This window comes from Flexivirga sp. YIM B11880 (assembly GCF_058148645.1).
Genome location: NZ_JBMAMH010000008.1, coordinates 132,344 through 156,151, shown reverse-complemented (window position 1 = coordinate 156,151; position 23,808 = coordinate 132,344). Strand labels below are relative to the sequence as shown.

Genomic DNA, 23,808 nt, shown 5'->3' with positions numbered 1-23,808 from the left:
AGGAGGGCCGGACGGGCTGCGGGGTCCTGCTGTGCTATTCGTCGAGCGCGGCTGTGCCGGCGATGTCCGGCTGCTCGTCGGTGCCGGTCTCGGTGCTGAGGCCGGCGCCGAACGCAACGCCGTCGAGATAGCCGCGCGCCCGCTCCAACTGCGGATAGGCCTCGAGCAGAGCCCAGAAGCTCTTGCCGTGATCGGGCTGCAGCAGGTGCGCCAGCTCGTGCAGCAGCACGTAGTCGCTGACGTAGTCGGGCATGCCTTGCAGGCGCTGGGACAGCCGGATGGTGCCGTTGACCGGTGTGCAGGACCCCCAGCGAGCGTGCTGGTTGGCCACCCACCGGACCGACGCTGGGCGGGCCAGGCCGCCGAGGTAGCGCGTGGACAACTGGATCGCCCGGGCCATCAGCTCGGCGTCGGTGGACCGCCCCCTCGTCGCAGCCGCCTGCACCTTGCGGACCATGTCCGCGACGAGGCGCTGCTCGTCCTTCTTCGACAGCCGGGCAGGCACCAGCACGACGATGCGCTCACCGTCGCGGTATGCCGACACAGTGTGCCGCCGGCGGGTGGAGCGCCGCACTTCCACTTCGGGTGTGGGCGACGTCATACCTCGAACCTAAGCGATGCCGGTGACATTCGCGACCATCCGGGTTGGCGCCGCGCCGCCGCGCGCGGTAGTTTTCACAATGCAAACTTGTGTTTACTACGTCCGAGGATCTGCCGATGACTGAATTCCCGCTCACCGAGACGACGCACAGTTGCGGCTGCGGCTGCTCCGACAGCGCACCGCTGCCCGAACTGGACACCCGCACCATCCCGCACGAGCTGCGGCACGGCGCCGTCTTCGGCGCGCTGGCCACCCGGCGGCCGGGCACCGGCCTGGTGCTCATCGCGTCCCACGACCCCAAGCCGTTGCTGGCGCAGATCGCCGACCTCGAAGGCGACAGCATCGAGATCGAATACCTCGCCGAAGGTCCCGATGCGTGGCGCCTGCACATGACCCGGCGCTGAGCACCACACGGCGTCCTGCCGCGTTGCGCACACCGTCGCGGGCCTGGCTGCTCGCCCCCGCGGCACTCAGCCTGCTCGCCGGTCTGGACGCCGCGCTCCTGCTCGCCGGTGTAGCGGCGCCGGTCGACGCGGCGGCACTCGCCGCGCGGCACGGTGTGCTGATGACGCTGGGCTTCCTCGGCACCCTGATCGCCCTGGAACGCGCCGTCGCACTGCACCGTTCGTGGGCGTATGCCGCCCCAGCGCTGCTCGGTGCGGGAGGCGTGGCGCTCGCGGCCGGACTTCCGGCCCACATGGGGGCCGCGCTCCTGGCCGACGGGAGCGCAGCCCTGCTCGTCGTCTATGCGCTGCTGTACCGCCGCCAGCACGACGCGGCCACCGCGGCCGAGGCGCTCGCCGCGGTCGCGGCCACCGGTGCAGCAGTGCTCTGGCTGCGCCTGCCGGTGGCCGAACTGCTGCTCTGGCTGGTCACCTTCGTCGTGCTGACGATCGTCGCCGAGCGGGTAGAGCTCGCTCGCCTGCACCTACCGGCCTACGCACCGCACCTCCTGCTCGCCGGCGGTGTCCTGCTGATCGCGTCCGCCGTGGCTTCACTTGCCTGGCCGGACGCCGGGGACCACGCGGCAGGGGCGGTGCTGCTTGCGGTCACCGCCACCCTGATGGTGCAGGACGTGGCCCGCCATACGATCCGGTTGCCGGGGTTACCGCGCCTCTCGGCCGCGGCGCTGCTCGCCGGATACGGATGGCTCGCCGTCGCAGCCGGGGTGTGGTTGCTCACCGGCACACCGAGCACCCCCGCGCAGTACGACACGGCCGTGCACGGCGTCTTCCTCGGCTTCGGTATGTCGATGGTGATCGCCCACGCGCCGGTGATCCTGCCGGCGGTCATCCGACGCCCCCTGCCGTACCGGCGCATCCAGTGGGCACCGCTGGTCGTGCTGCAGGCGAGCCTGGTGCTGCGCATCGTGGGCGGGAACGCCCTCGGCGTGCATCGTTGGTGGACGATAGGAGCCGTGCTCGGCGTGGTCGCGCTGCTACTACTGCCCGTCAGCGTGCTGACCAGCATGACGACTGCGGGCGGTTCCCGATGATCGGTTCACCGTTTCGATCATCATCGCGTTCCTCGCGAGGCAGGTGGGCGTTGCGCGACCAGCCGGCCTTCGGCTGGCTGGTCGCCGCCGTGGCGGTGGCACTGCTGCACCCGGTGGTGTCCGACGCGCACTGGCTGATGGTGCACATGATCCTGCTGGGTGCGATGACGCACGCAGCGATCGTCTGGAGCACCTACTTCACCCAGGCGCTGCTGAAGACCTCCGAGGAGCTGGACCCCCGACGTCTGCAGTCGGCCCGCATCGTGCTGGTGCTCGCCGGCGTGCTCTGTGTGCTCATCGGCGTCCCGACGGCACGCTGGCCGCTCGTGATCGCCGGCGCGAGCCTGGTGTCCGCCGCGATCATCTGGCACGCCACAGCACTCGCCGTCCGGTTGCGGCACAGCGTGGCGCGCCGCTTCCGCACCACCGTCCTCTACTACCTCGCCGCGGCCGGATGCGTGCCGCTCGGCGCGGGCTTCGGGACGGCCCTGGCCAAGGGTCCGGGCGCGGAGTGGCACGGCCGCCTGCTGGTCGCACACTCGATGACCATGCTGCTCGGCTGGCTGGGGCTGACCGTGCTGGGCACCTTGGTGACGCTGTGGCCGACGATGCTGCGGACCCGGATGGACGCACGCGCTGAAAGCCTTGCACACCAGGCACTTCCGATCGTCGTTGCCGGCCTGCTCACGGTCGACTGCGCAGCCCTTGCGGGTCTGCCCTGGGCAACGGTCGCCGGCCTGCTGATCTATCTGGCCGGGACGTGCTGGTGGGGCCGGGCCCTGCTGCGACCAGTGCGGACCAGTCCCCCGAGACACGCCTCGGCATACTTCGTCAGCGCCGCGGTCGGCTGGGGCGCAGTCCTGCTCGTGCTCGCGCCACTCACGATCGCGACCACGAGATCGTGGGGCGACCTCGGCGACGGGTATGACGACGTGGCGACGATCGCGGCGGTCGGTTTCGCGCTGCAACTGCTGACCGGTGCTCTTTCCCACCTCGTGCCGGTCGTGATCGGGGGCGGCGCCCAGGTGATCCGAGCCGCGCAACGGCACTTCGACCGGTACGCCGTCCTCCGGCTCACCGTCGTCAACCTCGGACTGCTGCTCTGGGTGACACCGACGCCACCCGCCATCCGCGACACGGCGCGGGTGCTGGTCATGCTCACGCTGCTCGCCGTCGTTCCGCTGATGCTGCTCGGCATCCGGGCCGCGGTCCGCATGCGACGGGAGCTCGCCGCCGACCACGGCCTGCGCGGCCGGCAGCTCGGCGCCGATCCGGGCATCTGGTCCCCGGGGCAGCTGGTGGCGGGCGTCGCGGTGCTCGCACTCGGGATCAGCGTCGCCGTTGCGTGGAACCCGACGGGCGTCACGCCGGTGAATGCGGCAGCTGCCGCCTCCGGGGTCGTGCGAGCGACCGGGAAGACCACCACCGTGTGGGTCACCACGGACGACATGCGCTTCCATCCCTCGTCGGTCACCGTGCCACGGGGCAACAAGCTGGTGATCGTGCTCACCAACACCGACAGCACGACGTCGCACGACATCTACTTCCCGAACGGCGCGCGGGCGCCGCTCCTGTCGATGGGTCAGAGCGCCACCGTCGACGTCGGTGTCGTTACCAAGGACATCCAGGGCTGGTGCACCGTCACCGGACACCGAGCGATGGGAATGGTTTTCGACGTCGCGGTGCGCGATGCACCATCTGCCACGGCAGGCGGCTCGTCGATGGACATGCGCGCCGGCGGCACGGCCTCCGCCATACATCCGGACACTCGGGTGCCGGCGTCGTTCCGAGCCGCCGACGCGTCGCTGCCGCCGCTCCCGGCATCCACGGTCCATCACGTGACACTGACGATCCGGGACGTCCGGATGCAGGTTGCGCCCGGCATCTGGCAGACCCGGTGGACGTACAACGGACAGGTTCCCGGGCCGACGCTGCACGGTCGGGTCGGCGACAGGTTCGTCGTGAAGCTGATCAACAAGGGCGACATGGGCCACTCGATCGACTTCCACGCCGGCGACGTATCACCCGCCGAGCCGATGCGCACCATCGCGCCGGGGCGGTCCTTGACCTACACGTTCACCGCACATCGCGCGGGCGCCTGGCTCTACCACTGCTCGACGATGCCGATGTCGGCGCACATCGCAGCGGGGATGGCGGGCGCGGTGATCATCGAGCCGCCGCATCTGCCGGCCGTCGACCGGAGCTACGTCCTCGTGCAGTCCGAGGCGTATGTCGACGGCAACGGCCGCTCCTCCGTCACGGAGGTCGACGCCGCCGCAGTCGCCGCGCGAACACCGAGTTTCGTGACCTGGAACGGTATGGCGAACCAGTACGACTACCGGCCGCTCACCGCGAAGGCCGGTGAGCGCGTCCGCATCTGGGTCGTCGACGCCGGACCGAACGAGCCGACCAGCTTCCACGTCGTCGGGTCCCAGTTCGACACCCTGTACGCGGAGGGCGCCTACCTCCTCAAGCACGGCAGGGACGCCTTCGGCGACACCGGCGGTAGCGCGCAGGCACTGTCCTTGGCGCCGGGTCAGGGCGGGTTCGTGGAGTTCACCCCACCGGCCGCCGGCACGTACCCGTTCGTCAGTCACATCATGAGCGACGCCGAGGCAGGTGCCCATGGCGAGCTGACGGTGTCCGCCGGGTAGCGCCGGCGCAGGGTATGGCGCGCACTGTGGACAACTTCTGCGCGAGAGGGGCGGCCGGTGGCACGGTGGCTGTCTGCCACAGCGACCGTCACGTCGAAGGAGACACGTCGATGACCGCTCAGCCCGCGGCGTTCGAGCGACCGGAGCTGCCCGACCGGCTGGGCCTGCGCCGGCACAGCGACAGCACCGTGCTGTTGACCGGCCCCGACCCCGGGAGCCTGGTGCTGTCCGGGCTCACCGAGGCTGAGACAACGGCCGTCGTCGGACTCGGCGCTGCCCTGCGGATGCCGCACCAGCCGCGGCGCTGGACTCCGCCATCCAGCCGCTGGGGCGGGCTGCTGGCGATGCTCCAGGAGGCGGCCCGCCATCTGTCTCCACCGGCCCCGCGCACGCGGGTCGTCGTGCTCGGTGACGGCCCGCTACCCGACGAGATCCGCCGGGCGCTGACACCGGTCGTGCAGCGCATCGTGCCTGAGTCCGAAGCGCTCGCGGCCGTCCACGCCGACGCCACGATTCATCCGCCGGATCTCGTGGTGCTGCCGGCGATCGACGCGGTCCCTCCGCTCGCCGGCCGACGGTGGCAGGCCCGCGGGGTGCGCCAACTACCGGTCGTGGTCTCCGGCGGGATGCTGATGGTGGGACCACTCGTCCGGCCCGGCACCGGTCCGTGCTTGGGATGCCTGGACGTGCACCGCGGCGCGCGAGACCCCGGCTGGGCAGCGTGGCAAGCCGCGCGAGCAGGTATGCCGGACACCGAGCGAGATCTCGATGCCGCACCGGAGGTGCGGGTGGCGGCCGCCGCTCTCACCGCCTGGATCGCGTCCGGAGACCACCTGGACCAGGCCCTACCGGCCGGTGTCAGCGTCAGCCTGGAACGGCCGCGCCTACGCCTCCAGCACCATCTGTGGACACGGCACCCGTCCTGCTGTGGCTCCGTCACGCAGGGGTGACAATGGACAGGTGAGCGACCTCCCCCGCAAGACCGTCGTGCGTGCTGCCCGACTGGCGACGCTGCCCCTCGGCTTCGGCGCCCGCGCCGCGGTCGGGCTCGGCAAGCGGGTCGGCGGACGTCCCGCGGAGCTCGTGACCGCCGAGTTGCAGTCCCAGACCGCCGAGCAACTCTTCAAGGTGCTCGGCAGTCTCAAGGGCGGCGCGATGAAGTTCGGCCAGTCGCTGTCGATGTTCGAGGCAGCGCTGCCGGAGGAGCTCGCCGCGCCATACCGCTCGATGCTGACCAAGCTCCAGGACACTGCGCCGGCGATGCCGACCGCGTCACTGCACGCTGTGCTCCGCGAGGAGCTGGGGGTCCGGTGGCGCTCGAAGTTCACCGAGTTCGAGGACGAGCCCCGGGCCGCGGCCTCGATCGGGCAGGTGCACCACGCCGTATGGCGCGACGGCCGCGAAGTGGCGGTCAAGGTGCAGTATCCGGGCGCCGCGGAGGCGCTGATGTCCGACCTGAACCAGCTGTCACGGGTGGCGCGGGTGAGCACCAGCTGGGTGCCCGGGCTCGAGGTCGCACCGATCCTCGCCGAGCTGAAGGGCCGCATGGCCGAGGAGACCGATTACAGTCTCGAAGCCGCGATGCAGGAGCAGTTCGCCGAAGCGTTCGCCGGCGATCCGGCATACCTGCTGCCCGGCGTCGTCTTCGCCACACCCCGGGTGATCGTCAGCGACTGGATCGACGGTTTGCCGCTGTCCCGGATCATCGACTCCGGCAGCGAGGAGGAGCGCGACCTGGCGGCCGCACGCTATTTCGAATTCCTCGTCAGTGGGCCGGAACGCTCCGGTCTGCTGCACGCCGACCCGCACCCCGGCAACTTCCGGCTGCTGGCCGACGGGCGGCTGGGAGTGCTCGACTTCGGCGCGGTCAACCGGCTGCCCGACGGCCTGCCGCCCGCGATGGGCGAGTTGATCACCGCCGCGCTTCGTGGCGACGAGGTGACCCTGCTGGACGGCCTGCGCGACGAAGGCTTCGTCAAACGCTCCATCGACGTCGACGCGCACGACGTGCTCGAATACCTCGGCGTCTTCCTGAAACCGTTGCGCTCCAACGAGTTCCGCTTCGACCGCGATTGGTTGCGGAGCATTTTCAACTACCTCAACGACCCGCGCAACGCGACCTTCACCGTCGGGCTGCGGCTCAACCTGCCGCCGAACTACGTGATGATCCACCGCGCCTGGCTCGGCGGGATCGCGGTCTTGTGCCAGATCGGCGGCAACGTGCCGGCGCGGGAGATCTTCGATACGTGGGTTCCCGGCGCCGACCTGCCGCCATTGGCCGCCTAGCGCTTGCTGCTCGAGCGTCGGAGGCGGCTGCGCGCAACTCGCGACCGTCGCGACTTATGGACGCTGCGACGCCCTATTCCCGCACATACCTCGCGACCGTCGCGACTTATGGACGCTGCGACGCCCCATTCCCGCACATACCTCGCGACCGTCGCGACTTATGGACGCTGCGACGCCCTATTCCCGCACATACCTCGCGACCGTCGCGACTTATGGACGCTGCGACGCCCCATTCCCGCACATACCTCGCGACCGTCGCGACTCATGGACGCTGCGACGCCCCATTCCCGCACATACCTCGCGACCGTCGCGACTCATGGACGCTGCGTGTCGGGCGCTGCGTCGGACCAGTAGAACGTGCGGCATAGCGCACCAGCCACTGGACGGAAGCGGTCCCGCGAGCCTCGCCGTCGCCGCGGACCAGTAGAACGTGCGGCACAGCGCACCAACTACTGGACGCCAGCCGCCCCGCAAGCCTCGCCGTCGCGTCGGACCAGTAGAACGTGCGGCATAGCGCACCATCTACTGGACCTGGAACGACTGCGGAGCGGTGCCTCGCGTGAGCCGGCGGGACCAAGCGGACACAGCAAAGCCGGCCGCGGTGAGCCGCGACCGGCTTTGCGATCGGACCGCCGACGAGAGGCGGTGGTAGGGCGTTCATCGACGTGGGGTGGTCGGCGGGGGAAGCACACGCGTCACGTGTTTGCTTCGCCTGGTCGCCGGCTGGCCCGTCGGTGGGCGAGGTCGGGTCGGTTCGACCCGCAACAGCTGGAACATGGTGAAAGCTCTTTCGGGATGGGCATCCCCGCACGGCCGGTGTTGTCCGCGAGGGACACACCGGCCGCGCGGCATACCGGTGTCGTGAAGTCGAAGATTGCTGCGCATGGTGATCACGCGGCGACGGTCTGCTTGCGCGGCCGGCCGCGAGGCCGCTTCCGCGGGATCACCACGCCCTGATCGAACAGCTCGCCGCCCCAGACGCCCCACGGCTCGGAGCGGTCCTTCGCTCCGGCGAGGCAGGCGTCCCGCAGCGGGCAGGTGCCGCACAGCGCCTTGGCGAACTCGACGTCCTCCGGGCGCTCGGCGAACCAGAGCTCGGGGTCGTTGGCCCGGCAGGGCAACTGCTCGCCGCATGCCGCGGCCAGCTCGGTCGCGTCTATCAGATCGGTCAACATCATCGGTGGCACCTCCTTGTCGCGGAAACCCCGGGTGCGGGGCCCCTCCTGGTCGGTCCGCGCCTGGTGGGCGCCGGCCGGTTGTTCGGTGGTCGTGCACTCGTGCATGGAGTTCTTCCTGGTCGTGGATGGAGGCCTGCGACACAAAAAAGCCGCGGACCCTGGTGTCGGGTTCCGCGGCCTTCGATGAGGACCTTCACGTCTGGATCAGACGGGTGGCCCCGAAGGGAGGGAACGCCGGACACCGCCGGCAAAGCTGTAGTTGCGGTCGGACGGGACGTCGGCACGAACGATCGGGTCAGACACCGCACCCATGACCTGGGCGGCGCCCTCGACGAAACGCTCACGCTTGACCAGTCCAGTGACGACACCGCTGGCGATGGACGCACCGGTGGCGCCGAATCCACCGCGCGCATCGGCGAGGATCGTCGTCGACGGCAGGAGGGCAGGCGTCATCGCGGCGTGCTCATCGCACAGCTGCGTCATCGGAATGTTTCCCATTGCGCCGACCCTCCTTTCGCTTTCGCGTTCCTCAACACGTCGCCTGGACGCTTGAGCTGGACTCGAACAGGCTACGGTCTGCGCGCACACGCGAGCAACCGATTTACCGAGAATCTTTTCCCCGATTTGCCACTTTCTTGAAAAGCGTTGTGCGCCAACAAGATTCGAGACAAGAAAATCTGCACCTCGAAAAGGTATGGCGTGGCGCCGCGCCCGACCCGTCAGGCGCTGGTGCGTTGCGCCGCGACACACTGCTCCGCCGCCTGTTCCGGATCCGTGCCGGCCAGCACGGCCAGCACCGCTTCGCCATAGGTGTCCCGCTTGTGCTTGCCGACGCCGGAGACCTGGGCGAGGCCCGCCACGTCATCGGGCCGGCGCTCGGCGATCGCGATCAGCGTCGCGTCGGTGAACACCACGAACGCCGGAACCTTCGTCAGCGTCGCGACGTGCAGGCGCCACGCCCGCAACGCCTCGAACTGCGCCTCGTCGTAGGTCGCCGGGCAGTCCGAACAGCGGCCGATCTTGCGCTCGGCCGCCGTGTCGAGAGCCGCGCCGCAACTGCGACACGTCTTGGGCTTCGCGGGCTTCTTGGCCGGGCTGCCGGCCGCTTGGGTCTTCGGCGCACTGCGCGCGCCCGGACCGAGCAATGACGCCGCGGGGTCGAGGAAGCGCGACGGTCGCCGGCTCGCTCTGCCTCCGGCGTTGCGCGAGGCCGCCCAGCTGAGCAGCAGGTGCTTGCGGGCGCGCGTGAGCCCGACATACAGCAGCCGGCGCTCCTCCTCGATCGCCTGGGGTCCCTCGGCCAGTGAGATCGGGATCAGTCCGTCGGAACAGCCGATGAGCAGCACGGCGTCCCACTCCAGGCCCTTCGCCGCGTGCAGCGACGCGAGTGTCACGCCCTCGACGGTCGGTGCGTGCTGCTCGGCGGCGCGGCGGTCGAGCTCGGCCACCAGGTCGCGCAGCCGAAAGGCCCCGTCGGTGCCAGCGAGGTCGTCGGCGAGCTCGGCCAGGGCGTTGAGCGACTGCCAGCGCTCGAGCACCGAGCCGCCGGAGGGCCGCTGTGGCGACCAACCGGCCGCGGTGATGATGTCGCGCACCAGCTTGCCCAGGGCTTCGCTGCCGTCGTCACCGCGCACGCCACCGCGCAACAGCACCAGTGCCTGACGTACCTCGGCACGCTGGAAGAAGCGCTCGCCGCCACGGACGAGGTAAGGGATGTCGGCCGCCGACAACGCCTGCTCGATCGCCTCGCTCTGGGCGTTGATGCGATAGAGCACCGCGATCTCGCTGGCCGGAACACCCTCTGCGAGAAGCTTTTTCACCTCGGCCGCGACGTATGCCGCCTCGGCGTCGTCATCCGGCAACGAGCTCAGGCGAGGAGCCGGGCCGGCGTCGCGTTGCGCCCGCAACTGCACGCCGCCCTCGGCATGCCGCGTGCCGGCCTGCAGCACGACGTTGGCGAGCTCGACGACCTGCGGCGTCGAGCGGTAGTTGCGCACCAGCCGCACGGTCGCGGTGCCCGGCCGCCGCTTGGCGAAGTCGAGCAGATGCCGGGGCGTCGCGCCGGTGAAGGAGTAGATCGTCTGCGCCGGGTCGCCCACGACGCACAGGTCGGGCCGGTCCCCCACCCAGAGGTCCAGCAGCGCCTGCTGGGCGGTGTTGACGTCCTGGTATTCGTCGACGACGAAGTGCCGGTATTGACCGCGAACGGTCGCGGCGATGTCGTCCCGCTCGGCGAGCACTCCGGCCATCAGCAGCAGCACGTCCTCGAAGTCGATGACGCCGCGGGCCGTCTTGACCTCCTCGTAGGTCTCCCAGAGGCGCGCCATGGCGGTCAGGTCGAGCTCGGCGGGTGACCGGCCGGCCCGGGCGGCGGCGGCGCGGTAGGTCTCCGGGGTCAGCATCGACACCTTCGCCCACTCGATCTCCGCTGCGAGATCACGGATCACCACCCGGTCCAGCTCCAGCCGCAGTCGCGCGCCGGCCTCGCCGACGGCCGGCGCCTTGTGCTTGAGCAGCTGCGGGACGGGGCCGCCGATCGCCTGGGGCCAGAAGTACTGCAGCTGTTTGAGGGCGGCGGAGTGGAAGGTGCGCGCCTGCACGGTGGGTAGGCCGAGACCGCGCAGCCGGGTGCGCATCTCCCCCGCCGCACGGGCGGTGAAGGTCACTGCGAGCACCCGGTCGGCGCGGTAGGCACCCGAATGCACGCCGTAGGCGATGCGGTGGGTGATGGCTCGGGTCTTGCCGGTGCCGGCGCCGGCCAGCACGCACATCGGCCCGAGCGGGTTGCTCGCCACCTGCCGCTGCTCGGGGTCGAGCCCGGCCAGAACGTCGCCCGCACCCCACGAAGTTCTCCGCTCCTTCGTCGCTCCGATACTTCGCAGGGACCCCGCGTCCATTTCGGACTCGTCTCGTTGGCTCATCGCGCCTGCCGCAGCAGCGAGCCATCATCGGCCTGGTCGATCGGCCCGCCATACCAGTGCTCGATGAGGTGTCGCGCGATCGACAGGCGCGCCGACAACCGGATCTCCCCGCGGCTCACCGCGTCGGTGAGCTCCTCGCGACTGAACCAGCGCGCGGCCGCGATCTCGACCGGGTCGAGGGTGAGCTCAGTGGTGGTCGCCCGGCAGGTGAAGCCGACCATCAGCGACGCCGGGAACGGCCACGGCTGGTCGCCGAGAAAGCGCACATCGGTGACGGGCACCCCGACCTCCTCCATGACCTCGCGGGCGACGGCGGTCTCCAGTGACTCGCCGGGTTCCACGAAACCAGCAAGCACCGACATCCCGTTGCCGGCGAAGTTGTGACCGCGGCCGAGGAGGATCCGGTCGTCGGCGTCGACGACCGACATGATGACCGCGGGGTCGGTCCGCGGGTACTGGTCGCGGCCGCAGTTGTCGCAGTGCCGGACCCAGCCCGCCTCGGCGACCGTCGTCGCGTGGCCGCACCGGGGGCAGAAGCCGTGTGCCGCATGCCACCGGCCGATACCCATCGCCGCCACCGCGATCGGGACGTCGTCGGCGTTCAGGCGCAGTCCGAGCTGCCGCAGGCCCTCGGCGGTCACCCGGTCGTCGTGGGGCCGCAGCACGGCCAGCACCTCACGATCGCCGACCGCCCCCAGGTAGACCAGCAACTCCTCGCGGTCGTCGCCGCGCGGCGCCCGGTAGAGCAGCCGGCTGCCGCCGTCCTCGTGCGGCAGGCGATCGCCATACACATCCAGCACGGCGGTGGTCGGCTCCGCGAGGAGGCTCGCGATCAGCTCGGGGTCGCGCCGGCGCAGGGCCCGGCGGTCGAGAGCGCCGCTGTCGAGGACGAGATCCAGAAGAGTTTGGGAAGCTGCGGGCACGCCATCAAGGTTATGCCGTCGGTTCGGCTTACCGTGGGGCCGTGCTCCGCAGCCCGTTCGCCCTCGCCGCCCTCGCGACGGCCGCCGTCCCTCATTTCACACCGACCAGCGTCGAAGGCACCTCGACCGCCGGCGACGATCGCTTCCAGATCGCCTACGTCACCACCGGGGACGGCCGGCAGTGGGTGGTGCGCGCCGGGCTGAGCACCGCCGCGGGCGCCCAGATGGAGCAGTCCGACGGCCTGCTGCGGCTGCTCACCAAGCGGGTCCCCTTCGCGGTGCCGCGCATCGAAGGCATTGCCACCACTGACGACGGCACCGTCGTCGCCGTCCAGCCGCGGCTGCCGGGCACCTCGTTGGTATGGCGCGACCTGCGACCCGGGTCCGTCGTTGCACGCGGCATCGGCCGCGCCCTGGCCGCGGTGCACGACGTCGACCCGCGTGCGGTCGAGGAGGCGGGGTTGCCGACCTACGACGCCGACGCCTACCGGGCGCGCCGCCTGGCCACGCTGGACCGGGCCGCGGCGACCGGGCACGTGCCGCCGACGCTGTTGTCGCGCTGGGAACGCGCCCTCGAAGAGGTGGCGCTGTGGAAGTTCGCGACCTGCACCGTGCACGGTCCGCTCGAGGGCTCACACGTCCTCGTCGACGACACCGAGGTCGTGGCGATGACCGGCTGGGAGCAGGCGGCCGTGTCGGACCCGGCCGCCGACTTCGCCGTGCTCTCCGTGCTGGCCGAGCCGGCGACCTTCGACACCGTGCTGGAGGCGTATGCCGGGGCGCGTCGCGACACCATCGACCCCCACCTGGAGCGCCGGGTGCGGCTCGCGGCGGAACTGCAGCGGGTCAACGCGCTGATGGACGCCGTGACCACCGGCGACGAAGGCCTCGTCCGCCGCAGGGCGGCCGCCCTGCGGCGGCTCGACGAGTCCGTGCAGGGCGACGAGTCGCTGCTCCCACCCGCGCCGGGCAGACGCACCATGCCGGAGGTCGCCCCGCAGGAGCCGACGCCGACGGTCGACCCCGAGGACATCGAGGTGGTGGAGTTCGAGGACGCCGGTTCCGACGACGAGACGGTCGAGATCCCGGTCAGCCAGCGGCCCGCCGCCGGCACCGTGCACGACCGGGCCACCGACGAACACGCCGATGAGGAGCCGGAGCCGTCGACCTACCCGATCGAGGACGACGGCTCCGCCGACGACACCGAAGAGGACGAGACGACGTCCTGACCGCGAGCGCTACATGTCCATGCCGCCGTTGACGCCCCACACGGCGCCGGTGATGTATGACGACTGGTCCGCGGCCAGGAAGTGCACGACCCGCGCGATCTCGTCCGGGCGGCCGAGCCGGCCCATCGGGATCTTCGCCTTGATGCTGTCCAGCACCTTCTCCGGGATGTGCTCCAGCATCTCGGTCGCGATGAAGCCGGGCGCGACGGTGTTGACCGTGATGCCGGCCGAGTCCTCATCGAGTTTGCCGGCCCGTTTGAGCTGGAAGCACGCCTCCAGCGCGAGCGTCTTGGTCAGCCCGAAGAGGCCCGACTTGGACGCGGCGTAGTTGGCCTGACCGATGTTGCCGGTCTCGCCGATGATCGACGAGATGTTGATGATCCGGCCGGTGCCGCGCTCGATCATGTGCGGTAGCACGGCCTGCGCCATGAAGAACGCGCCGTTGAGGTTGACCGCGATGACCTTCATCCAGTCCTCGGCGGTCAGCTTGAGCACCGTCTTGTCGATCGTGATGCCCGCGTTGTTGACCAGGATGTCCAGCCGTCCGTGCCGTTCGATGACCTCGTCGATCGCCCGGCGGCAGTCCTCGACCTCCCCGACGTTGCCCTGCACCACCGAACCCTCGAGGCCGGCCTCCTTCAGGGAGTTGGAGTAGTCCTGCGCCTTCGCAGAGTTGGCGCTGTAGCCGGCGGCCACGACCGCCCCTTGCTCGGCCAGACTGCGGCTGATGGCCGCTCCGATGCCTCGCGTGCCTCCGGTGACGAAGGCGACCTTGCCGTGCAGGCGCGGCCGGCGCGGCGTCGTCGTGTCGATGTCCGGTGCTGTTGCGGTCATGATTCCTCCTCGCGCTGCGCAAGGAGCGGGCTCACCCGGGGCTCGGCACTCGCGCCGCTGGATCTGTTTCTGCTGGCGGCTCCTTCTCGAGGGCTCACGGTGAGCGTGCTCGTGCGCCGAGGCTACTGCGGCCCGGCAACGGACGGGTGAGTTTGGAGCGGCTACTGCGGGACGCGCCGCAGCAGCTCGGCGATCGCGTCATCCGGCGGCATCGCGGGCCAGACCGTTTCGCCGCTCGTCGCGTAGTAGAACGCGGCGGCCACCTGCGCGGTCGGTATGCCGCGCAGCCGCGCAAACGCCAGGCGGTAGGCCGCGAGTTGCAGGACTCGCGCCTGCATCGCCGGGCCCGAGGGGCGGGCGCCGGTCTTCCAGTCCACGATCATGAACCCGCCGTCGTCGCGCGGGAACACCGCGTCGATGCGTCCACGCACCGAGATGCCGTCGATCCACGTTTCGACCGACACCTCGATCTCCGAGGGCGTGCGGGCTGCCCATTCGGAGGCGAGGAAGCGGTCCTTCAACGCCTCAAGGTCCGCGCCGTCGTCCGCATCGTCGTCAGCGGCGCCGGGAAGCTCCAGCACATCGACGAGTGCAGCGCGCGAGTAGTGCTGCTCGATCCAGGCGTGGAAGGCGGTCCCGCGGCGCGCGGCCTGCGCCGGTGGCGGCGGCATCGGCCGGCGCAGCTCGCGAGTGAACTCCTCCGGATCTGCCGCCAGCGACACCACCGCCGATGCGGACAGGTGGCGCGGCAACAGCACCGCACCGGTCCCCCGGGTGCGCGCCCGATCCCGCTCTCGCAGCAGGAGCTCGATCTCCTGCTCGCGGTCGTCCAGCGGCAGCACATCGTGCACCGCGGGGTCGGCCAGCGCCGCCCGGACCCGGCCAACGCCATCGGCCAGCTCCGCCCGGCGTGCGGCCATCGGGTCGTGCGGCCAGGACACGACCGAATCTTGCCCGTCCCGGGGATCGGGCACCTTGGTCTCGCCCGGCTCGGGCTCGGGCATCGGCTCCCACCGCTCCTGGTCGACGAGACCGGTGTCGACCAGCTCGGTCAGATAGCGGGAGGTGATCCGTGGGGCCGTGGCGGTGGCCCAGACGCTCGCGGTGAGCAACAGCTCGGACCGGGCTCTGGTGAACGCGACATAGGCGAGCCGGCGCTCCTCGTCGAGGCCGTGCTGCCCTGCGGCGGCACGGAAGTCGTTGATCGCATCACGCAGCTCGGCCGCGTCGGTCGCCTCGGCCCAACGCAGCTGGGGCAATCCCTCGGCGTCACCACGCAGGTCGAACGGCAGCCCCTCGATGCCGCCGGTCCACTCGGCGGCGTTGACCGCCCAACTGTCGGGGTCACCCGGCCGGCCGTCCTTGCTGATCTTCCAGCCGTGGTAATCGGCGCTCCACGTCACGACACCCGAGTGGTCGGGGAAGGTGCCCTCGATCAGGCCCGGCACCGCGACGATGTCCCACTCGAGTCCCTTGGCGGCGTGCACGGTCAGGACCTGTATGGCGCGCGGCTCGGCCTCCAGGTAGGGACGGTCGAGCCCACGCTCCTCGCGCTCGGCCGCGGCCAGCCAGTCGAGGAATCCGCCGAGGGTCGGGCGGTCCGACGACGCGGCGAATCCCGCTGCGACTTCGGCGAAGCCGTCGAGGTGCACGCATGCGGTCTCGGGTGTCTGGCCGGGTCTGGACAGCACCTCGATGTCGAGGGCGAGCGCCCGCTCGGCCTCGACGACGAGCTCGCCGAGCGGCAGGCCGGTCATCGACCGCAGCCTCCGGATCTCGTGCGCGAGGCCGGCCAGCCGCTCGAGCGCCGACTTGCTGAGTCGCTGCCCTGCGGGCCCACGCCAGTCGGCGTCAGGCAGCTCCTCCAGCGCCTCGATGATCGATGCGCGGTCGCGGGTGTCGCTCTCAATGTCCTTGCGCCGGTCGCCGTCCATCCGGGGCCGGTCTCTCTTCTCCAACACGCGGGCCCACTCCGCCAGGCCGTCCAGGTCGGCCGGGCCGAGCCGCATCAGCGGCCCGGTGAGCAGCCGCATCAGCTGATCGCCGCGGGTCGGATCCTGCACTGCCCACAGCAAACTCACGATATCGGCGACCTCGGACGTGGTGAGCAGGCCGCCCACGCCGACCACCTCGACGGGCAGGTTGCGCTCATGCAGTGCCTCGACCACCGCGGGGAACTGGGACCGCTTGCGGCACAGCACCGCGGCTGTCCGGCCGGTCCATGCGCCGTCCGGGTCGGTGTGCCGGTCGGCGACCCAGCCGGCAAGGTATGCCGCCTCCGCATCCTGGTCGAGCAGCCGGGCCGCCACGACAGAGCCCTCGCCCGCTCCCGGCCGGGGCTGCAACGTCTCCACGGGCACCGCACTCGCCGAACGCAACGGTCCCGACACCCGGTTGGCAGCCGCCAGGATGCCCCGGTCGTTGCGCCAGCTGCGCGACAGCTGAAGGACTTTCGCCGGACCGTCGGTGTCGGCGAAAAGCTGCGGAAAGCTGGTCAGCGTGGTCGCACTCGCGCCGCGCCAGCCGTAGATCGACTGGTTGGGGTCGCCGACAGCGGTCACTCGCACGTCACGACCGGGCGTGTCGTCGGTCCCGGCGTACAGGGAGCGCAACAGCACCAGCTGCGCCTCGCTGGTGTCCTGGAACTCGTCGAGCAGCACCGCCCGGAACCGTTGGCGCTCCAGCGAGCTCAGCTCCGGGAAGTTGCGCGCCAACTGCGCCGCGAGGGCCATCTGGTCGGCGAAGTCGAGCGCGGACCGCTGCCGCTTCAGCCGGAGGTAACGCTCGACGATCGGAACGATCTGCTGACGCGCGGCGAGCGAGTCGATGACCTTCTTGATGTCGCCGCCGGTGACCTTGGTCGCACCCTTCGGCGGCAACGCGCCGGCGTCCTTGAGGAACTGCTCGAGGTGGTCGGACAGCTGGTCGACGGTCACCAGGTGCTCCGCGAGTTCACCGGCGATCGACACGACCGCGGTCGTCACGTTGCCCACCGCCGACGTGACGAGGTCCATCGGCCCGTCATACCCGAGGACGGCTTCGGAGGCGAGCTGCCAGGCGGCGGCCTCGGAGAGCAGCCGCGACTCCGGCTCGATGCCCAGCCGCAGCCCGTGCTCACCGACGATCCGGCCCGCATAGGAGTGGTAGGTCTGCACGGTGGGCAGCTCGGCGAGCGCCTCAGCGCCGTCGTCGGCCGTCGGTAGCCAGATGCCCTCGCGGCGCAACCGGCGCAGCCGCAAGCCGATCCGCTCGGCGAGCTGCCCGGCGGCCTTGCGGGTGAAGGTCAGGCCGAGCACCTGGTCGGGCTCCACGTGCCGGTTGGCGACCAGCCACACCACGCGAGCAGCCATCGTCTCGGTCTTGCCCGAGCCGGCGCCCGCCACGACCAGCAACGGGCTGTCGGCGGCGGCCTCGGTCACCGCGATCTGTTCGTCGGTCGGCCGCGGTAGTCCCAGCGCTGTGGCGAGCTCGACCGCGGAATACCGCTCCGTCATGAGCGAGATCCTTCCGGCCGCAGCGGACAGCACTTGATCACCGGGCACGTGCGGCACCGCTTGTTCAGTTGCGCGGTGAAGGTCGTCGCGGACATCCCCTCCGCGGTCTGCTCGATCAGCCGGTAGGCCCACCGCGGGTCGTCCTGGTCGGCGAGCGGGCCCTGCACCTGGGTGGCCGCGCTCTTGCCGGCCACCTTGCCCACCTGCACCAGGGCGGCGCCGCCCGAGGTCGTTCCCTCCTCGAAACCACCCTCGGCGATCGCCACCTGGTAGGCCGCGAGTTGCGGGTTGGTCTCCAGCTCCGCCGCGGTCGGTTTCGAGGAACCGGTCTTGAGGTCGATCACCCGCAGCTCGTCGCCCCGGCGCTCGAGGCGGTCGACGCGGCCGGTGAGCTCCGCGCGCCCGACGGCGACCCGGAACGCCCTCTCGACGTCGACCCGCTCCCAACCCTGCGCCTTCGCCTCGTCGAGGTAGCCGATGAGCCGGGTCAGCATCTGCTGCGCGGTGGTCCGCTGCTGCTCGGACACCCACGTCTCACCCAGCCCGAGCCGCGCCCAGCGCTCGTCGAGGGCAGCCGCCATCGCATCCGGATCGGTGTCGGCGAACTCCTGGGCAACCTCGTGCACCAGGGTGCCGAGCGCCGCCGCGCCGACGTCCGGTCCATCCGCGCCGGCGGTCGTCAGCAACCAGCGGAGTCCGCACTCCCCGAACGACTCGACCCGCGAGGGTGAGACCTGAACCCGCTGACCGGGCAACCGGAGCGGCCGGTCGTCGCTGAGCTCGCGCAGCGCCCACCACTGTGCCGGGTCCGCGCCCCGCACACCGGCCGCCGCCAGCCGCGCCAGTTGCCGGGCGGCCTGACCGCGCTGCTCGTCATCGCCGATCGCCAGCTCGCGCCGCAGCTCGGCGACAACCGCGGAAAGCGTTGTAGGCCTTGCCACTTCGGTGAAGTCGCGCAGGGCATCCGGATCGTCGGGCGCGTCCAGCGGGTCCACCACGTCGAGGTATGGCGAGGGCTGCTCGTCCTCACTGCGGACCGCCGTCACCAGCAACCGCCGGTTCGCCCGCGTGACTGCGACGAGGAACTGCCGGGTCTCGTCATACCGCACAGCGGCCTGGGCCGCCCGCCATGAGTCGCCGCGGTCGGCGAGCACGTCGACCAGCCGCTCGGAGCCGAGCAGCGAGCCGCGCAACCGCAGGTCGGGCCAGACGCCCTCCTGCACGCCGGCGACCACCACGAACTGCCATTCGCGGCCGGCCGCGGCCTGCGGGGTCAGCAACGCGACCGCCTCGTCGTCCGGGGCGGCGGCGACCAGCCGGTCGCCGGGCACGTCCTGTCCGCGGATGTGCTCCAGGAAGTCGAGTGGCGCGGCGCCGGGCAGCCGGTCGGTGTAGGCGGCCGCGTCGGAGAAGAGCGCGACGATCGCGTCGAGCCGTTCGTCGGCGCGCTTGCCGTCGCGTCCGCCGGCGAGCGCCTGCCCCTGCCATGCCGGCGCGAGCCCGCTGGCTTCCCACATGGCCCACAGCACCGACTCGGCCGTGGCACCGGCCGCCACCGCTGCATCCCGGCCCGCCCGTATGACGCGAGCCACCCGCAGCGCCGGCGTCGCCACCGGCCCGAGCAACTCCAACCACGGCAGACCGGTGACCGCGGCGGCGAGCAGCTCGTCGGACGACCGCGACCCGCCGGCGCCCAGCTCCTCGTTGCGCAAGGCCCGCCGCAGACGGCGCAGCGCGACCGCGTCGGCGCCACCGAGCGGGGAGGTGAGGATGTCCGCGGCCAGCTCGGGGCTGATCGGGTCGGGGTCCTCCTCGAGCAGCCGGCCGATCGTCTCCAGCAGCGCCAGGAACGGCCGGACCGCCGGTTCGTCGCGCACCGGCACCACCGTCGGCGGCGAACTGACCGGCACCCCCGCAGTCGCGAGGGCGCGGCGCAAGGACCCGGCGCGAGCCTGCCCGCGCACGAGTACCGCCATCTGCGACCACGGGACGCCGTCGAGCAGGTGGGCACGCCGTAGCTGCGCGGCGATGTGCGCGGCCTCTTGCGGCGCCGCGCGCAGCAGGGCCACGTCGACCTGACCACCCTTCCGGGTGGCGACCGACCGGTGCTCGACCCCTGCGACGGCACCGATGCGCTCGCTGACCCGCACGGCGGCCTCCCGCAGCGCCGCCGGCTGGCGGTAGCCGATCGGCAGGACGTGGTGGTCGATGGCGCCGAAATGATCCCCCAGCGCACCGAACATCAGCGGGTCGGCACCCCGGAAGCTCTGCACCGCAGCGTCCGGGTCGCCGATCAGGACGACCCGCGTCGCCGGCGCGACCACCAGCCGCAGCAGCCGCGCCGCCGCACGGGTCAGCTCCTGGGCGTCGTCGATGACGACGAGCCGGATGGCGTGCTGTACGCGGTCGCGAGCCTCCGGATCGGACTCGAGCAGGTCGGCGGCCGCAGAGAGGATCCATGCCGGATCAAAGGCACCGGGCCGGGACAACGCCGTCACCTGGTCGTATTCGTCCAGCACCTGAGCCGAGGCGACCCACTCCGGATGGTCGTGCGCCCGGCCCAGCCCGGCCAGCTCCTCGGCGGTCAGCCCCCACTCCACGGCACGCATCAGGAGGTCGCGCAACTCGTTCCGGAACCCTCTCGTCGGCAAGGCGTTTCGCACGAACGCGGGCCAGTCCGGTGGTATGCCGTCGCCGGCCTCGTGGCCGGCCAGCAGCTCACGCAGCACGACGTCCTGCTCCGGACCGCTGAGCAGCCGCGGTGCCGGCTCACCCTGCAGCGCCGCGGCCTGCCGCAGGATGCCGAAGCCGAAGGCCTGGTGGGTGCGGGCCAGTGGCTCGGTGGAGGTGCCCTGGAGCCTGGCGGTCACCTCGTCGCGCAACCGGGCCGCGGCCAGCCGCGTCGGTGCCAGCAGCAGGCACGCGTCGGGACGTATGCCGCGCTCCACGGCGGCCACCACGCATTCGACCGCGAGGGTTGACTTGCCGGTGCCGGGTGCGCCCAGCACCACGGTCGCGCGCTCGACGCTGTCCCGGACGGCCTGCTGGACGTCGTCGAGCACAGCCGGGTGCACCGACAGCTCGGGTCCGCGTCGCAACTCCAGCACGTGTCTCATCCCATCACGCGCGACCGACATACTCACTCCGACCGGCATTCCGATACGACGGCACGCCGTCGCCCCACCACTCGCCGAGAGGCCCACAAAGGTATCGACAGGCACACAAAATTCCCCCTCCCGCACGGGATTTTCTGAGCCTCTCGGCAGTATCTAGGCCTGCCGGCAAATGGGTCGGCGGGCGGGTGATCAGTGGGCGGCGGTCGGGTCGTCGGGGGTGTCACCTGCCGTGCCGCCCTGGGGGTGCTCCGTGCCGTCCGGGGTGCCGCCCGGCCGCCGGAAGTCCAGGCCGCTGAGGTCGAAGCGGGCCCGGGCCAGGTCGACGCGGTCCAGGAAGGTGCCCTTGAGCGGTGTGTCCTCCTCGCGGTAGTGCTCCAGCGCGGCGCCCTCGTGGCACGAGGGTGGCCGGCCGTCGGCCCGCAGCACGCGCCACCAGGTCACCATCCCGCCGTACTGCGACATCACCGCGCCGACCTGCCGCGGGCCGGCACCGACGACCTTGCCGATGTCGCCATACGTCACGACCTTGCCGGCCGGGACCAGGTCGACGATCTCGAGCACGGCGTCGGCCAGCTCCGGCAGCTCGGGGACCTCCATGATCACCGTCCGGCCGAAGGACGGCGAACGTCATCAAGTACGGACGATGGAGACGAGGAACGAGTCTTCATCGTCAGTACCGTGGGAGCGACGGGTCCACGGCGTCGATCCAGCCGAGCACGCCGCCGTTCAGCGACCGCGCTCGCACGCCGGTCGCCGCCTCGACCAGCCGTACCGCTTCGGCAGACCGGCCGCCGCTCTTGCAGTAGAAGATCGTCTCGGCGTCGATCGCGCCCAGCCGGTCGAGGGCCGTGCCGTCCCGCAGCCCCGCTACGTCCACATGTATGCCGCCGCCGGGCAGCGTCACGATGTCGCGCTCCTCCGTGGTGCGCACGTCGACCACCAACGGCGCGCGACCGGCATCGATCAGCGCGGCCAGCTCGGCGGGCTCGATCAACGGCACCGGCCGTTCCGCCGGCATGCCACACGACACGTCCTCGTCGCGCAGCACCCTGATCGTCGGATGCTCACCGCAGACCGCGCACTCCGGGTCCCGGGCGACCGGGACGCTCGACCACGTCCCGGCGAGGGCGTCGTGCACGACGACCCGGCCGGCCAGCGGCTGACCGATGCCGAGCACGAGCTTGAGCACCTCGGTCGCCTGGACCGAGCCCATCACCCCGGGCAGCGGGCCGATCACGCCGCCCTCGGCACACGACGGCACTGCGCCGGGCGGTGGGGCGGTCGGGAAAATGCAGCGATAGCAAGGGGAATCGCCATACGCCCAGACCGTGACCTGCCCGTCGAACCGGCTGATCGACGACCAGACGAGGGGCAGTCCGAGCAGCACGCAGGCGTCGTTGACCAGGTAACGCGTCGCGAAGTTGTCGGTGGCGTCGACGACGATGTCGTGGTCGGCGAAGAGCTCGAGGGCGTTGTCGGCGGTCAGGCGTGCTTCGACACCGTGGGCCTCGATGTCCGGGTTGAGGTCGTGGACGGCGCGCACCGCGGACGCGACCTTGGGCACGCCGATGTCCTGCGTGCGGTGGATGACCTGGCGATGCAGGTTGCTCACCTCGACGACGTCGTCGTCGATCACGGTGAGGCGGCCGATGCCGGCCCCCGCGAGCAGCGGCAGCACCGGCGCCGCGAGTCCGCCGGCACCGACCACGAGCACCCGTGCGTCGGCGAGCTTGCGCTGCCCCGCCACACCGACCTCCGGAAGCAGGGTGTGCCGTGAGTAGCGCTCGGCCTGGGTGTACCCGGCAGTCGTACTCCCGCGTAACGTGTTGAGGCGAGTCACACCGCCGAATCCTAGTCCGGCAATAGGATGCCCACGGAGTCACCGCGGTGACGCCGGTCAGAAAGGAACCCTGGAGTGAGTGTTGCGGACGCAGGAACTCGCGGAGGACGGCTGCCGAGGTCGGCCCGCCGCGCCCAGCTGCTCGAAGCAGCGCAGTCGGTCTTCGCCGAGTCCGGTTACCACGCCGCGGCGATGGACGAGATCGCCGAACGGGCACACGTCAGCAAACCGGTGCTCTACCAGCACTTTCCGGGCAAGCTCGATCTCTATCTCGCCCTCATCGAGCAGCACACGGCCGAGTTGCCGGAACTGGTCCGGCAGGCGATGGCCTCCACGTCCGACAACCAGGAGCGGGTTGCCGCCGCGGTCGCGACGTTCTTCTCCTTCGTCGAGCGGGAGGACGCCGCCTTCCGGCTGGTGTTCGAGTCGGACCTCTTGGGTGAGCCGGAGGTCGCCCGCCGCGTCGAGAAGATGAGCGCAGACTGCGCCGACGCGGTGGCCAAGGTCATCCAGGAGGACACCGATCTGCCGCCGGAGAAGTCCCTGCTGTTGGGCGTCGCCACGGTCGGTATGTCGCAGACCGTCGCCCGCTCGTGGATGCAGACGCACACGGTGCCGCGCGAGGAGGCGGAACGTCTCGTCGCAAGTCTCGTATGGCGGGGCCTCGCCGGCTTCCCGTTGCATCCGGAGCAGTCCGACAGCTGACCGGGTCCCGCGCCGTTCGCCGCCTCCTCCCTCCCCCGCTTCCCGGACGGCACATCCCGTCCGGATTCCGACCGGCACAGTTACCGGCGAGTGGCACACCTGCTGGTGTGCCACTCGCCGGCACGTGTGCCACTCGGCAGCAGGTGCGTCGGTCACGGCCGCTCGCCGGACGTAGAGTGAGCGCCAGTTCGTGAACCCGCCCTACCTGAAGGAGCTTTGAACGTGGAGATCCGCATCGGCGTGCAGCACGTCGCCCGCGAAGTCGTCCTGGAGTCCGAGCAGACGCCGGACGAGGTGCGCGCCCTGGTCGAGGCTTCGCTCGACAAGGGCACGCCGTTGTCCCTGAAGGACGAGCGCGGCCACACCGTCGTCATACCGCCGGGGGTGCTCGGCTACATCGACATCGGGAGTGAGCAGCGCGGCCGGGTTGGTTTCGGAGGCTGACGAAGCACGGAGCGGAGGTTGGCGACGCAGCGAATCCCGGGTCCCCGCGAAGTATCGGAGCGACGAAGGAGCGGAGAACTTCGCGGGG

18 protein-coding genes are annotated in these 23,808 nt (G+C 71.0%); 8 read left to right on the top strand and 10 right to left on the bottom strand.

Annotation, left to right across the window (positions count from 1 at the left end; all coding sequences use genetic code 11):
* Positions 1-34: 34 nt before the first annotated feature.
* Positions 35-601 carry a M48 metallopeptidase family protein gene (locus ACN8HC_RS13305; RefSeq protein WP_490075314.1) on the bottom strand — a complete coding sequence of 189 codons (567 nt, stop codon included), beginning with the start codon at positions 599-601 and terminating at the stop codon, positions 35-37.
* Between the two features lie 116 nt (positions 602-717).
* On the opposite strand from ACN8HC_RS13305, the gene ACN8HC_RS13300 reads away from it, so the two are divergent.
* The 5 genes from ACN8HC_RS13300 to ACN8HC_RS13280 all read left to right on the top strand — a co-directional run bounded on the left by ACN8HC_RS13300 (position 718) and on the right by ACN8HC_RS13280 (position 7,036).
* Positions 718-1,005, top strand: coding sequence for a DUF2249 domain-containing protein (locus tag ACN8HC_RS13300; protein WP_490075313.1), 288 nt, complete (start codon positions 718-720; stop codon positions 1,003-1,005).
* Positions 978-2,096, top strand: a complete 1,119-nt coding sequence (locus ACN8HC_RS13295) for a DUF8744 domain-containing protein (protein ID WP_490075312.1) — start codon at positions 978-980, stop codon at positions 2,094-2,096. Before ACN8HC_RS13300 ends, ACN8HC_RS13295 begins: the two co-directional genes overlap by 28 nt.
* Before the next feature lie 50 nt (positions 2,097-2,146).
* On the top strand, positions 2,147-4,750 hold the full coding sequence (locus tag ACN8HC_RS13290) for a multicopper oxidase domain-containing protein (protein WP_490075311.1): 2,604 nt from the start codon (positions 2,147-2,149) through the stop codon (positions 4,748-4,750).
* A 110-nt stretch (positions 4,751-4,860) separates the two neighbouring features.
* The gene (locus ACN8HC_RS13285) at positions 4,861-5,700 is read left to right on the top strand and encodes a TOMM precursor leader peptide-binding protein (RefSeq protein ID WP_490075310.1); all 840 of its coding nucleotides are present in this window, start codon (positions 4,861-4,863) and stop codon (positions 5,698-5,700) included.
* Between the two features lie 10 nt (positions 5,701-5,710).
* On the top strand, positions 5,711-7,036 hold the full coding sequence (locus ACN8HC_RS13280; protein ID WP_490075309.1) for an ABC1 kinase family protein: 1,326 nt from the start codon (positions 5,711-5,713) through the stop codon (positions 7,034-7,036).
* 890 nt (positions 7,037-7,926) lie between these two features.
* Here the strand turns inward: ACN8HC_RS13280 and ACN8HC_RS13275 are convergent.
* The 4 genes from ACN8HC_RS13275 to nudC all read right to left on the bottom strand — a co-directional run bounded on the left by ACN8HC_RS13275 (position 7,927) and on the right by nudC (position 12,058).
* Positions 7,927-8,214 carry a WhiB family transcriptional regulator gene (locus ACN8HC_RS13275; protein WP_490075348.1) on the bottom strand — a complete coding sequence of 96 codons (288 nt, stop codon included), beginning with the start codon at positions 8,212-8,214 and terminating at the stop codon, positions 7,927-7,929.
* A 204-nt stretch (positions 8,215-8,418) separates the two neighbouring features.
* Positions 8,419-8,712: a hypothetical protein gene (locus ACN8HC_RS13270; RefSeq protein WP_490075308.1), complete on the bottom strand. Its 294-nt coding sequence runs from the start codon at positions 8,710-8,712 to the stop codon at positions 8,419-8,421.
* 221 nt (positions 8,713-8,933) lie between these two features.
* Positions 8,934-11,111 carry an ATP-dependent DNA helicase UvrD2 gene (locus ACN8HC_RS13265; RefSeq protein WP_490075307.1) on the bottom strand — a complete coding sequence of 726 codons (2,178 nt, stop codon included), beginning with the start codon at positions 11,109-11,111 and terminating at the stop codon, positions 8,934-8,936.
* A 20-nt stretch (positions 11,112-11,131) separates the two neighbouring features.
* Positions 11,132-12,058 carry an NAD(+) diphosphatase gene (gene nudC, locus ACN8HC_RS13260; protein WP_490075306.1) on the bottom strand — a complete coding sequence of 309 codons (927 nt, stop codon included), beginning with the start codon at positions 12,056-12,058 and terminating at the stop codon, positions 11,132-11,134.
* 41 nt (positions 12,059-12,099) lie between these two features.
* Between nudC and ACN8HC_RS13255 the strand changes: the two genes are divergently transcribed.
* The gene (locus tag ACN8HC_RS13255; RefSeq protein ID WP_490075305.1) at positions 12,100-13,287 is read left to right on the top strand and encodes a phosphotransferase; all 1,188 of its coding nucleotides are present in this window, start codon (positions 12,100-12,102) and stop codon (positions 13,285-13,287) included.
* A gap of 9 nt (positions 13,288-13,296) precedes the next feature.
* Here ACN8HC_RS13255 and ACN8HC_RS13250 read toward each other — a convergent pair whose 3' ends face one another.
* From ACN8HC_RS13250 to moeB, 5 genes are all read right to left on the bottom strand, one after another.
* Positions 13,297-14,121 (bottom strand): 3-oxoacyl-ACP reductase family protein, encoded by an 825-nt coding sequence (locus ACN8HC_RS13250; protein ID WP_490075304.1) that lies wholly within the window; start codon positions 14,119-14,121, stop codon positions 13,297-13,299.
* 161 nt (positions 14,122-14,282) lie between these two features.
* Positions 14,283-17,615: an ATP-dependent helicase gene (locus ACN8HC_RS13245; protein ID WP_490075303.1), complete on the bottom strand. Its 3,333-nt coding sequence runs from the start codon at positions 17,613-17,615 to the stop codon at positions 14,283-14,285.
* Positions 17,612-20,731 carry an ATP-dependent helicase gene (locus ACN8HC_RS13240; RefSeq protein ID WP_490075302.1) on the bottom strand — a complete coding sequence of 1,040 codons (3,120 nt, stop codon included), beginning with the start codon at positions 20,729-20,731 and terminating at the stop codon, positions 17,612-17,614. Before ACN8HC_RS13240 ends, ACN8HC_RS13245 begins: the two co-directional genes overlap by 4 nt.
* A 189-nt stretch (positions 20,732-20,920) precedes the next feature.
* On the bottom strand, positions 20,921-21,328 hold the full coding sequence (locus ACN8HC_RS13235) for an MGMT family protein (RefSeq protein WP_490075301.1): 408 nt from the start codon (positions 21,326-21,328) through the stop codon (positions 20,921-20,923).
* Positions 21,329-21,401: 73 nt separating this feature from the next.
* Positions 21,402-22,571 (bottom strand): molybdopterin-synthase adenylyltransferase MoeB, encoded by a 1,170-nt coding sequence (gene moeB / locus ACN8HC_RS13230; protein WP_490075300.1) that lies wholly within the window; start codon positions 22,569-22,571, stop codon positions 21,402-21,404.
* A gap of 75 nt (positions 22,572-22,646) precedes the next feature.
* Between moeB and ACN8HC_RS13225 the strand changes: the two genes are divergently transcribed.
* Together ACN8HC_RS13225 and ACN8HC_RS13220 are read left to right on the top strand one after the other, a co-directional pair.
* Entirely contained in the window at positions 22,647-23,276 is a 630-nt protein-coding gene (locus ACN8HC_RS13225) for a TetR/AcrR family transcriptional regulator (protein WP_490075299.1), read from the top strand.
* Between the two features lie 222 nt (positions 23,277-23,498).
* A complete protein-coding gene (locus ACN8HC_RS13220; RefSeq protein ID WP_490075298.1) occupies positions 23,499-23,720 on the top strand; it encodes a DUF3107 domain-containing protein in 222 nt (73 codons plus the stop codon).
* Positions 23,721-23,808 lie beyond the last annotated feature (88 nt).